This is a genomic window from Buchnera aphidicola (Rhopalosiphum padi), from assembly GCF_005080845.1.
GTDB classification, from domain to species: domain Bacteria; phylum Pseudomonadota; class Gammaproteobacteria; order Enterobacterales; family Enterobacteriaceae; genus Buchnera; species Buchnera aphidicola_AO.
Genome location: NZ_CP034858.1, coordinates 321,313 through 335,012, shown reverse-complemented (window position 1 = coordinate 335,012; position 13,700 = coordinate 321,313). Strand labels below are relative to the sequence as shown.

Below are 13,700 nucleotides of genomic sequence, written 5' to 3'. Positions count from 1 at the left end.
TTAAACCTTTTCTTTTTTAAAATCTAATTGAGCTTTATTGTATACTAATAATGCTTTTTTTTTACTGTTTTTATAGTCTATAATTGGTTCTGGATAGTTTATTTTACAGTTATTTTTTACTGACCACTCGTACGGGTTATGGATATAATTGTCTGGTACACAATTTAATTCTGGAATATATTTACGTATAAAAAAACCTGATTTATCAAATTTTTTTGATTGATTTAAAGGATTAAAAATACGTATATACGGAACAGAATCACTCCCTGTAGAAGCTGACCATTGCCATCCGCCATTGTTTAATGCAAAATCTCCGTCAATTAGATTAGACATAAAGTATTTTTCACCCTTTCTCCAATTAATTAAAAGATTTTTTACTAGAAAACTAGACGTAATCATTCTTAATCTATTATGCATCCAACCTGTTTGATTTAATTGTCTCATCCCTGCGTCTACTATAGGAAAACCTGTATTTCCATTTTTCCAAGCGTTAAAATAATTTATGTTATTTGTCCAATTAATTTTTTCTTCCCATATAACTAATGATTTAGATTTGCTGAGTATTGGAAAACCAATTAACAAATGATAATAAAATTCACGCCATATTATTTCATTTAACCAATCTGAACTTAAAATAATATTTAATGGTATTGTTTTATATTTTTTTAAAATTATTTTTAAACAATATCGTGGTGATATTATTCCTAAGGATAAATAGGGAGATAGCATACTAGTAGCGTTTAAAAATGGAAAATTTTTTTTTAAAGAATATCCTTCTATTTTATCGACACAAAAATTTTTTAGTCTATTAATGGCTTGTTTTTCTCCAATAGGAAAAACTTTTTGATCAAAATTAACAACCAAGTTATCTGAAAATAATTTTAGTAATGAAAAATTAGGATAAAATCTTCTTTTTATTGGAATAGGAAAACATTCAGGGATTTTTTTTGATAAATTATATATTACTTTTTTTTTGAAAAAAGAAAAAATTTTATATGTTTTATTGTTTGTATTTTTTATTCTATCAATAGAAATCAAGAGACTATCGTGAAATCCTTTTACAACAATACCTTTTCGAGATAATTTTTTTTTTACTAGATAATCACGATTTCGTTCATTTATTTCATATTGATAATTATAAAACAAACTATTTATTTTATTTTTTTTACAGAAATGAATTAAATAATCTATTGAAGTTAAAAAATTAGGACATTCATGATGATGTAGAATAATATTTAATTTAAATAATTCTTTTTGTAAACTAATTAAATTTTGGTAGATAAATGATATTTTTTTAGAAGAAAAAAAATGATCTTTCCATTGTTGTGGAGTAGAAATAAATAAACCAATAACTTTATCCATATCAAACATACAAGCGTTATGTAATGCAGTATTATCATATAGACGAAGATCGTTTCGAAACCAAATTAAATTTTTTTTCATGATTTTTTTTTAATATATTTGTATTTTTTTAAAAAATATATGTTACACTTTTTGTTTGTTTTTTTTTAAATTAAATTTTTTTTAAAAATTAAATTAAAAAAAAATATTTTTATTTTTATAGTTTTAACAAAAAAACTATTAAAAAATTTTGTTATGAATTAATCTATTAATAGATATAACTTATAAATCAGCTATTAGAATACATTTATTCTACTAAGATAACAAAAATAATTATAAATTTTTTAGATTTATATTTTTCATGTATTTTTTTAAAAAAATATTTTTAAATAAAAAAATCTTCAAATATTTTCTTACTTATAAAAAAGAAATATATTTCGATGCATAGGCGTAAAATATGAAAAAAATAGGTATTTTTTTTGGAAGTGATACTGGAAATACAGAAAAATCAGCAAAATTAATTCATAAAGAAATCGGTAGTAATATTTCTATATTACATGATATCAGCAATGCTTCTAAAAAAGATATTGAAATTTTTGATTATCTAATATTAGGGGTTCCTACTTGGTATTATGGCGAAATACAATGCGATTGGGATGATTTTTTACCTACTTTAAAAAAAATAAATTTTTTGAATAAAACTATAGCATTATTTGGATGTGGTGATCAGGAAGATTATGCGGAATATTTTTGTGATGCATTAGGTTTAATACATAAAGTTTTAAAAAAAAATAATGCTAAAATAGTTGGGAAATGGCCTACAATTGAATATAATTTTGAATCTTCTAAAGCTCTTTTAAATAAAGATTATTTTGTAGGATTAGCTTTAGACGAAGATCGGCAACCAGAAAAAACAGAAGAAAGAATAAAAACATGGATAAAAAACATTCTTCCTAATTTTCACGTATAAAAAATATGATATTGTCATAAAAAAATATATTAATTTAAAAAATAAATTTTATATGCAATATGATTATATATAACTATAAATTAAAGAAAAAATATGAGTTTTAAAATAAATAATTTTAATTTTCTAAAATCTATACCTAGAAAACAACATCGAAAAAAAATTAAACTAAATTATATTAATCTTCCTTTTGTAGGCAAAGATATTTGGACTTTATACGAACTATCTTGGTTAAATAAAAATGGTTTGCCGAAAATTGCCATAGCTAAAATAGAAGTTGATATAAATAGCACTAACATTGTCGAATCTAAAAGTTTTAAAATTTATATAAATAGTTTTAATCAAATAAAATTTAATAGTGATGCTGATTTTATTAAAATTTTAATTGATGATCTTACTAGATGTGTATGCGGAAAAATTTCTGTTAAACTTTTCAGTTTAGATGAAATTAAAAATCAAAAAATCATAGATTTTCATGGTATTTGTATAGATAATCAAAACATTAAAATAGAATCATATAAATATGAACCATCATTACTTATGATTAATTCTGAAAGAAAAATAATCAAAGAAGATTTATATACTCATTTATTTAAATCTAATTGTCCTGCTACCCGACAACCTGATTGGGCATCAATATATATTAAATATACTGGATTGTCAATTAAGCACGATTCACTATTACGTTATTTGATTTCTTTTCGTTCTCATAACGAATTTCATGAAGAATGTATTGAAAGAATTTTTAATGATATTAATAATATTTGTAAACCTAAAAAATTAAGTTTATATGCAAGATATACTCGAAGAGGTGGAATTGATATCAATCCATGGCGTAGCAATGATATTTTTTCACCTTCTCTTATTAGATTAGCTAGACAATAAAAAGTTAAAAAAAAAATTTTAAAAAAAGCAGTATTAAGATTATACTTAATACTGCCATATCAAAAAAAATAAGATACATCTTAATATATAAAATCATCTTATTTATTTAAAACACTTCATATATAAAAAAATATGCTTTTTATAGAAATAATTATATTTTATATTTCTTTTAAAGCAACTAATGTGACCAAATCTAGTACCTTACTAGAATAACCTGTTTCGTTATCATACCAGGAAATTAATTTAGAAAAATTTTTATTTAGAGACAAACCAGCTTTAGCATCAAAAATAGAAGTTAATTCGTTACCATTAAAATCTGTTGATACAACTTCATCTTCAGTATATCCTAAAATTCCTTTCATTTTATTTTCAGAAGCATTTTTAATAACTTCACAAATTTCATTGTATGTCGCTGATTTTTTATGGCGTACTGTTAAATCAACCACAGAGACATTTGAAGTGGGAACTCGAAAAGCTATTCCTGTTAATTTACCATTTAAATGTGGTAAAACTTTTCCTACAGCAATAGCTGCACCTGTAGAAGAAGGAATAATGTTTTGTAAAGCTCCTCGACCTCCTCTCCAATCTTTATTAGAAGCGCTATCAACAATTTTTTGAGTGGCCGTACTGGCATGTACAGTAGTCATTAGTCCTTCAACAATACCAAAATGATCGTCTATTATTTTTGATAAAGGAGCTAGACAATTAGTTGTACAAGAAGCATTAGATACAATTTTTTCTCCTTTATATTTATCAAAATTAGCACCTCTAACAAACATTGGAACACCATCTTTTGATGGTCCAGTGATAACAACTTTTTTTGCACCAGATAAAATATGTTTATAAGCAGTATCTTTTGTTAAAAAGAGACCGGTAGATTCAATTACTACATCAATTGATAATTTATCCCACATTAATTTTTCAGGATCTTTTATAGAGGTAATTCTAATTTTTTTTCCGTTAACAATAAGATTTTTATCTTTAACTTCAATATTTTTTTTAAAAATTCCATGAGTTGAATCATATTTTAACATATAGGCTACATATTCAGGATCAAGTAAATCATTGATCGCTACAACTTCAATGTTTTTACGTTCCTGAGCTAGACGGAATAAAACACGTCCAATACGACCAAATCCATTAATACCTACTTTAATAGTCATTGTTTCACCATTTTTTTGTAAATTATTTATAATCAATATCTTCTTTTTTATAAAAAAATATTTTTCAAAAGAAACAATTTTAATATTCTTTTAATATTTTATTAGGATGAATTTTTGATGCATAATATATTGGATACCAATTTGCAATAATTCCTATTATTAGAGTACTTATAAAAATAATAATTAAATCAAACAAATTTAATTTTAATAATAAAAAACTTTTATAATAAACATTTTTTAATAACCAACTTTCTTCAAAATTTTTTTCTAAAAAAAACATAATTTTTTTATAGTTTAATACTGTTATAATTCCTGTTAATAAACCTATTAAATTTCCTATAATAATAAAACGCATTCCATAGTAAAAAAAAATTAGCTGAATAAGAACATTATTGGCTCCTATACTTCTTAAAATAGCAATTTCTTTTGTTTTTTTAGATATAGATGTTAAGGAAATAGATACTACACTAAAACATGAAATTATTATTATTAAAAATAACGTAAAATATATTATTGTTTTAATTGTTTGAATATCATGATAGATATATTTATAACTATACATCCAACTATAAAAAAAAAGAGGTTGTTTTATTTTTTTAGCTATTTTGAGAATAATTTTATCTGCTTGAAATGGATCAGACATATATAATTCAATTTTATTAATATTGTTTTCTATTTTTAAAAATTTTTGAAAAAAAAGAAAAGGTATTAATCCAATATTTGAATTAGAAATTCCATTAGAATGAAATATAGATTTAATTTTAAAAGAAAAATTTTGTATTTTATTTTTATCAAAATTTATATATTTATTTAAAATAATTAAATTAATTGAATCTCCTTCTTTGAGAGAAAAATATTTTGCTAAGTCGGAAGAAAGAATGATTTCGTTATTATAGATTTTTTTTAATTTAGAAAAATTATATATTTTTTTTTGAAAAGAAAAATATTTTTTTATATATTTTATATTTTTAAAACTTTTAATGTTAATAAATTTCATTTGGTCATTTTTTAATAAAACACTATTCATTAAAATATATGGTTCAGAATAGATAACTTCTGGTAGTGACGTTAATTTTTTTGTAATATCTTTCCAAGTAAGTAATGATTTATCTGTTAGTTCAATAATTCCATGTGGTAGAGCTGATAAAATATTTTTTTTCATTAATATTTGAAAACCGTTTAGAGCACTAAAACTTAAAATTAATGTGAATATACTGATAGAAATTCCTATTTTAGATAAAATAGAAATTAATAATACTGCATGATTTTTATTATTTCGATGATACAATCGTTTTGAGACTAAAAAAGGTAAAACATTCATTTAATATATCTTTTCATGTTAATTTTTATTGTTAAATAATTGACCATTTTTCATTTCAAATAAAATAAATTCTTTTTTTATAAAACGAAAATCATGACTTACAATGACAAAAGAAGTATCTAAACTTCTATTTAACTTAAATATTAAATCAAAAACGATTTTTGCATTATTTTCATCTAAATTACTTGTTGGTTCGTCTGCTATTATTAAAGAAGGTTGATTTATTAAAGCTCGAGCGATGGCTACACGTTGTCTTTCACCACCAGATAATTCAGAAGGATATTTATTTATTTTTTTTTCTAAATTGACTTTTTTTAATATTTCATATGATTTTTCTTTTGATTCTTTGATACTTTTTCTGCTGATTAATGATGGCATGGCAACATTTTCAAGAACATTAAAATCTAAAAGTAAATGATGAAACTGAAAAATAAATCCTAATTTTAAATTTCTTAACTTAGCTATTTCGTTAGATGACATAGAATTTAACAAAATGCCTTCGAATAATATACTTCCAGAAGTAGGTGTATCTAATCCACTTAATAAGTGTAAAAGAGTACTTTTTCCAGAACCAGATTTTCCAGTTATAAATACTATATCGCCTTTGTGAATTTTTAATGATATTTTATTTAAAATTTTTATTTCTTCTTTTTTTTTGTAAAAAGATTTTGTTAAATTAATACATTGTAAAACTATATTTTTATTCATCAGATAAGATTCTAGATGGCATGGATTTAATAGCATACCAAATTGGATATAGCGTTGATAAAATTGTAAGAAATATAGATGTAATATTTATTATAAAAATTTGAATAGGGATAATCTTTATAGGAATTTTAATATCGATAAAAAAAATATTAATTAAAAAATTTAAAAAATCTTTTTGAAAAATTAATATAATACTAATTATGGTACCAAACAAGTTTCCGATTATAGAAATACTTGATCCTAAGACAATGAATATTAACATTATTTTATAACGAGGTAAGCCTTGAGATTGAAAAACTGAAATATTATTTTTTTTATCTAGTACATGAATAGTTAACGATATAACTATGTTAAAACCCGCTACCAATAAAATTAAAATAAAAAAAAATAACATGATGTAATTTTCAATTTGCATTGCTTTAAATAATTCACCTTTTTTCATTTTCCAATCTAATACAATGAAATTTTTATTTAATTTTTTTATTTTTTGAATATCCAGAGTAAATGGATCTTTCAACCATATTCTCCAACCAGTGACACTACTTTGGTCATAATTTAAAAAATTTAAAGCATTTTTTTCATTAATTAATATTTGATATTCATCAATTTCATTGTTAGTTGAGAATACACCAGTTATTTTAAATAATTGTATATTAAGACGATTTTTCAAAAATTTTTTTTTACTAGTAGGTAAAACAATTAATTTAATTTTATCATTGATATTAACATGTAGTTTTTTAGCTAGTTCTTTTCCTATAATTGCATGGTATTCTCTTGAATTAAGAGTATATAAAACATTTTTTATATTATAATTCTCCAAAATTTTTTTATTCTTTGTTTTAATACCAATTATCTCTCCTATATTTATTTCTTTTTTATCTTCAATAATTACTTTTTTACTAATAAAATTAGTAATTTTTTTAACATTTTTTAACTTTAGAATTTCTTTAGGAAAATCTAATTTATTAACATTACGATTTTTATTAGTAATAATTATATGAGGAATAAAAGATAAAATTTCATTTTTAAATTTATTTTGAAATCCATTAATTATAGATATGGTAACAATAGTTGAAGATATACCAATGCTTATTCCTAAAATTGATAAAATAGTAATAATTTTTTTAAAATTTGGTAAATGAGGATTCCATAGATAACGTAAACCAATAAATATATATATAGGCTTATACATTTATAATATCTTTAATAGTTAATAATTTTTTTTTAATAAATTTAATTAAAAAAATAGTTTTTTTTATGTTAACTTCATAATTAGTGTTTTTAATTATATATTAACATATTTAATAAAAAATTTTAAAAAATATATATAAACATATTTATAAATAAATTATTATTTATTTCTATGTTATTAAGAAAAAGATATTTTTTTTGATAATATGTTTAATCTATTTTTAAAAATTTTATAAAATATCTAGTTAGATAAATAATATATGATAAAAAAAAATAAAAAAATATATATATCAGATGAATTGATTTCATCAATAATTCCATTTGAATGTGCTTCTATTATTGAAAATCATCCAGACTTAGTTGTATTAATTACATCTAATATAAAAGATACCTTGCAATTGGAAAAATTAACAAAACAATTTACAGATAGACAAGTAATGGTTTTTCCAGATTGGCAAATATTGCCATATGATCACATTTCTCCTGACAAAAAGATTATTTCTTCTCGTATTTCTATTTTATATCATTTATCCAAAATAAAAAAAGGTTTATTAATTGTTGCAATTCAAACTCTTTTACAAAAAATATGCCCTTATAAATATATTTATAGAGAATCTTTCTTAATTAAAAAAGATAATTTTTTTGAATTTAAAAATTTAATTTCTAAGTTAGAAAACATTGGATATCATAAAAAAAATGAAGTAAAAGAGATTGGTGATTTTAGTATAAAAAAATCGTTAGTTGATATTTACCCTGTTGGTACAATTTCACCATATAGAATTTATTTTACAGAAAATAAAGTTTTTAATTTAAAACTTTTTAATATAAATAATCAGCTAACTTTTAAAGAAAAAAAATCAATTGTCATTATGCCAAAAAATGAATTTCCAATACATCAAGATGGAATTGATATTTTTAGAAAAAATTATAACCAAATTTTTTCTAAAATCATGGAATTTAATAATTTCTATAAAAATGTTTTTGATAAAAAAAATTTTTTTAGTATGGAGTATTTACAACCATTATTTTTTGTAGATCCATTGTCAACATTATTTGATTATTTATCTAAAAACACCTTAATTATTTATCAAGATCAATATCAAAAAAAATCTAATGAATTTTGGAAAAAAATCACGGAAAGATACAATATTTTACAAAAAAAATGTTTTGATTTAATAATCAAACCAGAAAAAATGTGGATCACCACTAAAGAATTGTCGTTTTTTTTAAAAAAATATTCTTCTGTCCGAATTTTACTTAGTAAAAATAGAGATACTAAGGGTTTTATTAAAAATAATTATAAAAAATTACCTGAATTTTTTCTAAACAATAACACTGATGAAATATTTTCTTTTTTAAAACATTTCTCAGGAAAAATAATTTTTTCTTTAACACAAGAGGAATGTATCAAAACATTTTTAAAAATTTTAGCATCTAAAAACATTTATCCGAAATATGTAAAAAATATCACTGATTTTAAGCAAAAATTTAATTATTTTTATATAATAGGGAATTTATACAATGGATTTATAAATGTAAAAAATAATTTTTTGTTTGTTCCTATCAATAAAATATTTCCAAAATTTAATCAAAAAAAACCTCTAACATTAATTAAAAAAAATATTTTTCAAAAAAAAAAGAATCATTTAAATCAATTAAAATTAAATGATCCAATCATACATATTGAACATGGTATTGGACGATATCAGGGATTAACTAAGATAAAAACAGCTAGTATTGAATCTGAATATTTAATTATTTTATATGCAGAAGAAGATAAATTGTATATTCCTATTTCTCATTTATATCTCATTTCTCCCTATGTTGGAATTCTAGAAGAAAATGTACCACTTCATAAATTAGGTGGTGATAGTTGGAATAAAGAAAAAAAGAAAATCAATAAAAATATTTACGATCATGCAGCATTTTTATTAGACATCTATGCACAGAGATCATCTCAAGATGGATTTTCATTTCAAATAGATACCAAGAAATACGAACTTTTTTGCAAAGAATTTCCATTTAAAACTACATTAGATCAAGATGAAGCGATAAAATGTGTATTGAATGATATGAAAAAGTCTATTCCAATGGATAGATTAATTTGTGGAGACGTGGGGTTTGGTAAAACTGAAGTAGCAATAAGAGCTGCTTTCATATCTGTATTAAATAATAAACAGGTTGTTGTGTTAGTACCAACTACTTTGTTAGCACAACAACATTTTGATAATTTTAAAAAACGTTTTTACAATTGGTCTGTCAAAGTTGATATTTTAACTCGATTTAGAAATGAAAAAGAACAAGAAAATATTTTAAAAAAAATTAAAAATGGAGATATTAAAATATTAATAGGAACACACAAAATTTTATTAAAAAATATAAATTGGTATAATCTTGGTTTACTTGTTATTGATGAAGAACACCGATTTGGTGTATATCACAAAGAAATTATAAAAAAAAAATATTCTAATATTGATATATTAACTTTAACAGCTACACCTATACCTCGTACCTTAAATATGGCTATGACAGGTATAAAAGATCTATCTATTATATCACAACCACCTAAAGAAAGATTAGAAATAAAAACTTTTATAGAAGAATATAATCCTATTTTAGTAAAAGAAGCAATTTTACGTGAAATATCGCGAGGTGGACAAGTATATTATATTTATAATAAAGTTAAAAATATCAATAATATAGCTAGAAAATTATCAAATTTAATTCCTGAAGCAAACATTAAAATAGGTCATGGTAAAATGAAAAATACCGAATTAAAAAATATAATGAACGGATTTTATCATCATCGTTTTAATGTTTTAGTTTGTACAACTATTATTGAAAGTGGTATTGATATACCAAAAGCCAATACAATTATTATAGAAAATTCAGATTGTTTTGGATTATCTCAACTTCATCAACTTAGAGGGAGAATCGGAAGATCAAATGATCAAGCATATGCTTTTTTTCTTGTTAACAATTTAAAAAAAATTACATCAGAGGCAAAAAAAAGATTAGATGCTATTTCATCAGTAAATAATTTTGGAGGTGGATTTACTTTATCCAATGAAGATTTAGAAATTAGAGGAATAGGTGAATTGTTAGGTAAGGAACAAAGTGGTCATATACAGAACATTGGTTTTTCTTTATATCTAAAATTGTTAAAGAAGGCAATAAAGATTTTGAAAAATGGTGGAGAAAGATCTTCATTAGAAGAATTAGTAAAAAAATCAGATATTGAACTTTATGCACCTTCTTTATTCCCCTCAAATTATATTTTTGATGTGAATAAACGATTATTTTATTATAAAAAAATTGCAAATTCTAAAAATAAAAACGATATAGAAAAAATTAAATTTGAGTTAGTAGATCAATTTGGAAAATTACCTATTCCTGCAAAAAATTTAATTTTAATTTCTAAAATTAGATTCTTAACAGAAGAAATCGGTATTTTACGAATTAAATCTAATAACAAAATAGGAATTATAGAATTTGATAAACATAATTTTATTAATACAGAATATTTATTAAAATTATTTAAAAAAGAACCTGATCTTTGGAAAATGGAAAATTCAACAAAATTAAACTTTTTTCATGATTTTAAAGATAATTATAAACGTCTTAAATGGATTAAAAATTTTTTGAAAAATTTAAATAAAAAAATTATAAAATTCAAATGAATTAAAATTGTTCTTAAAATTTTTTTTATAAATCACTGTATAAAAAATATTGAGGAAAATATATGAAACAAATTATTTATATTGCTAATGCAATAAGTGAAAATATAGAAGTATGGAATTTATATAATAATGGAGATATGGAATTAATACAAAAAGTTCAAACTAATGGTCAAGTACAACCAATTTCAATTATAAAAAATAAAAAATTATTATATGCTGGAGTTCGTCCTAACAATCGTATTATTACTTATTGTATAGATAAAAATGGTTTACTTGAAAAAAAAGGAGAAGGTATTATTCCTGGTACTCCTAACTATATTTCTTTTGATGGCAGTAAAAAATTTTTATTCTGCAGCTCATATCATGCTAATTGTATAAGCGTAAGTCCATTAGATAAAAATGGAGTTCCTAAAAATCCAATACAAATTGTTCATAATATTGAAGGTTGTCATGCTTCTAAGTTCAATAATAAATATAATGCTTTATTTGTTACTTCATTAAAAAATGATTGTATTTATTTATATTATTTAACAGATTTTGGTATACTAAAAAGCACAGAGCAAAAATTAGTTTATTCTCAAACAAAATCAGGACCACGTCATATTGTATTTCATCCAAACCAAAATTTTTCTTATACTATTAATGAATTGAACGGTACTGTTGATGTATGGAAAATATACAAAGAAAACAATATATTAAAGGTGAAAAACATACAAAATACAAAATTATCAAATAATTTAATGGAAAAAAAATATTGGTCTTCTGATATTCACATAACTATGTGCGGTAATTTTTTGTATGTATCTGATAGATTTCTTAATAGTATTTCATTATTTCATATTAATAAAAATGATAATACTGTTGTTTTTTTTAAAAAATACGATACAGAGGAACAACCTCGTTCATTTTGTATTGATAGTAACAATAGTTATTTAATCGTTGTTGGTCAAAAATCTAATAAGTTAAGTTTATATAGAATTTGTCAAAAAACAGGTGAATTAAACAAAGTAAATCAATATAAAACAGGTGAAGGTCCTTTATGGATAACTTCGCTTGTAATTTAAATTACTAAATAAAATACATTTTAAATATATAAATTAAATATTTTTTATATCAAATAAAGTATCATCATCTAAAGACTTTTTAATAACATTAATAAGTTTTTTTAAACATTCTACACTTATGATATAAGGTGGTACAATATAAATTGTTTTTTTAAAAGGTCGAATCCAAACACCATTTTTTACAAAAAATTTTTGTATAAGGGCCATATTGACAAAATGTAAACATTCAACTACCCCAATAGCGCCTAATACACGAACATCTACCACTCTTGGATGATGAATTAATGGTAATAAATTTTGACAAAGTTCTTTTTCAATATTAATGACTTGTTTTTTCCATGTATTCTCTTCTAATATTTTTATATTAGCATTAGCTGCAGCACATGCTAATGGATTACCCATATAAGTAGGGCCATGCATAAAACAACGTACCTTGCTTGTACTAATTGTATCTGCAATATTTCGTGAAGTTAAAGTGGCAGCCAATGTTATTGTACCACCCGTCATGGCTTTACCTAAACATAGTATATCTGGTATAACATTGGCATGTTGAAAAGCAAAAAATTTTCCAGTACGGCCAAACCCCGTTGCAATTTCATCAAAAACTAATGGAATAGAATAATTTTTACATATTTTTTTTATTTCCTTTAGATATGTAGGATGATAAAAATTCATTCCTCCTACACCTTGTACAATAGGTTCTAATAGCACACCAGCTATTTTTTTTGATTTTTTTTCTACTATTTTTTTAAAAGATTGAATATCAATAGAATTCCATTCTTTATGGAAAGAAGAAGTAGGTTTTTCTGCAAATAAATTTCTTGGTAAAAATTTATTATATATTCTATGCATAGAATTATCGGGATCAGAAATAGACATAGCTGCAAAAGTATCGCCATGATATCCATTTCTAATTGTTAGAATTTGTGTTCTTTCTTGGCCTAAAGCTTCCCAATATTGTATTAACATTTTTATCGCGACTTCAATAGCTATCGATCCAGAATCAGAAAGAAAAACACAATCTAATTTTTTTGGAGTTAATTTGATTAGTTTTCTACAAAGTAGAATTGCAGAAGGATGAGTAATACCTCCGAACATTACATGAGACATTTTTCTAATTTGTTTTTTTAAAGATCTATTTAATGTAGGATGATTGTAACCGTGTATGGTAGACCACCATGAAGACATACCATCAATTATATTTTTTCCATTTTTTAATTTTAAATAAACACCTTTTGCTGATATTACAGAATAACATGGAAGAGGGTTTACTATAGAAGAATATGGATGCCAAATATGTTTATGATCAAAAAATATATCAGATTGACTCATTATGATTTATATATAAAAATGTTAAATAAGTTATTATAAACCCTTACT

The 13,700-nt window shown here is 22.5% G+C and carries 10 protein-coding genes; 4 read left to right on the top strand and 6 right to left on the bottom strand.

What is annotated here, in order from left to right:
* Nucleotides 1-1,443, bottom strand: coding sequence for a deoxyribodipyrimidine photo-lyase (phrB, locus tag D9V76_RS01545; protein ID WP_158337152.1), 1,443 nt, complete (start codon nt 1,441-1,443; stop codon nt 1-3).
* Between the two features lie 355 nt (nt 1,444-1,798).
* Here phrB and fldA point away from each other — a divergent pair, with 355 nt between their 5' ends.
* Both fldA and queF read left to right on the top strand, forming a co-directional pair.
* Entirely contained in the window at nt 1,799-2,311 is a 513-nt protein-coding gene (gene fldA, locus D9V76_RS01540) for a flavodoxin FldA (RefSeq protein ID WP_158337150.1), read from the top strand.
* A 93-nt stretch (nt 2,312-2,404) separates the two neighbouring features.
* Complete coding sequence (queF, locus tag D9V76_RS01535; RefSeq protein ID WP_158337148.1) at nt 2,405-3,193, top strand: NADPH-dependent 7-cyano-7-deazaguanine reductase QueF; 789 nt, start codon at nt 2,405-2,407, stop codon at nt 3,191-3,193.
* A gap of 158 nt (nt 3,194-3,351) precedes the next feature.
* Here the strand turns inward: queF and gap are convergent, their stop codons facing one another.
* The 4 genes from gap to D9V76_RS01515 form a co-directional block, all read right to left on the bottom strand.
* Nucleotides 3,352-4,356, bottom strand: a complete 1,005-nt coding sequence (gene gap, locus D9V76_RS01530; RefSeq protein ID WP_158337146.1) for a type I glyceraldehyde-3-phosphate dehydrogenase — start codon at nt 4,354-4,356, stop codon at nt 3,352-3,354.
* 79 nt (nt 4,357-4,435) lie between these two features.
* A complete protein-coding gene (locus D9V76_RS01525) occupies nt 4,436-5,677 on the bottom strand; it encodes an FtsX-like permease family protein (RefSeq protein WP_158337144.1) in 1,242 nt (413 codons plus the stop codon).
* Between the two features lie 18 nt (nt 5,678-5,695).
* Nucleotides 5,696-6,385, bottom strand: a complete 690-nt coding sequence (lolD, locus tag D9V76_RS01520; RefSeq protein WP_158337142.1) for a lipoprotein-releasing ABC transporter ATP-binding protein LolD — start codon at nt 6,383-6,385, stop codon at nt 5,696-5,698.
* Nucleotides 6,378-7,577: an ABC transporter permease gene (locus D9V76_RS01515; RefSeq protein WP_158337140.1), complete on the bottom strand. Its 1,200-nt coding sequence runs from the start codon at nt 7,575-7,577 to the stop codon at nt 6,378-6,380. The genes lolD and D9V76_RS01515 overlap by 8 nt, the downstream gene beginning before the upstream one ends.
* A 259-nt stretch (nt 7,578-7,836) precedes the next feature.
* On the opposite strand from D9V76_RS01515, the gene mfd reads away from it, so the two are divergent.
* Together mfd and pgl are read left to right on the top strand one after the other, a co-directional pair.
* Nucleotides 7,837-11,256 carry a transcription-repair coupling factor gene (gene mfd / locus D9V76_RS01510; RefSeq protein ID WP_172599429.1) on the top strand — a complete coding sequence of 1,140 codons (3,420 nt, stop codon included), beginning with the start codon at nt 7,837-7,839 and terminating at the stop codon, nt 11,254-11,256.
* Between the two features lie 62 nt (nt 11,257-11,318).
* Nucleotides 11,319-12,320, top strand: coding sequence for a 6-phosphogluconolactonase (pgl, locus tag D9V76_RS01505; RefSeq protein WP_158337138.1), 1,002 nt, complete (start codon nt 11,319-11,321; stop codon nt 12,318-12,320).
* 33 nt (nt 12,321-12,353) lie between these two features.
* Here the strand turns inward: pgl and bioA are convergent, their stop codons facing one another.
* Nucleotides 12,354-13,652 carry an adenosylmethionine--8-amino-7-oxononanoate transaminase gene (gene bioA / locus D9V76_RS01500; protein ID WP_158337136.1) on the bottom strand — a complete coding sequence of 433 codons (1,299 nt, stop codon included), beginning with the start codon at nt 13,650-13,652 and terminating at the stop codon, nt 12,354-12,356.
* Between the last annotated feature and the right edge of the window lie 48 nt (nt 13,653-13,700).

Bases quoted from the DNA above. Each gene is read 5' to 3' on its own strand.
- phrB (WP_158337152.1), bottom strand. From the start codon at position 1,443: ATGAAAAAAAATTTAATTTGGTTTCGAAACGATCTTCGTCTATATGAT.
- fldA (WP_158337150.1), top strand. From the start codon at position 1,799: ATGAAAAAAATAGGTATTTTTTTTGGAAGTGATACTGGAAATACAGAA.
- queF (WP_158337148.1), top strand. From the start codon at position 2,405: ATGAGTTTTAAAATAAATAATTTTAATTTTCTAAAATCTATACCTAGA.
- gap (WP_158337146.1), bottom strand. From the start codon at position 4,356: ATGACTATTAAAGTAGGTATTAATGGATTTGGTCGTATTGGACGTGTT.
- D9V76_RS01525 (WP_158337144.1), bottom strand. From the start codon at position 5,677: ATGAATGTTTTACCTTTTTTAGTCTCAAAACGATTGTATCATCGAAAT.
- lolD (WP_158337142.1), bottom strand. From the start codon at position 6,385: ATGAATAAAAATATAGTTTTACAATGTATTAATTTAACAAAATCTTTT.
- D9V76_RS01515 (WP_158337140.1), bottom strand. From the start codon at position 7,577: ATGTATAAGCCTATATATATATTTATTGGTTTACGTTATCTATGGAAT.
- mfd (WP_172599429.1), top strand. From the start codon at position 7,837: ATGATAAAAAAAAATAAAAAAATATATATATCAGATGAATTGATTTCA.
- pgl (WP_158337138.1), top strand. From the start codon at position 11,319: ATGAAACAAATTATTTATATTGCTAATGCAATAAGTGAAAATATAGAA.
- bioA (WP_158337136.1), bottom strand. From the start codon at position 13,652: ATGAGTCAATCTGATATATTTTTTGATCATAAACATATTTGGCATCCA.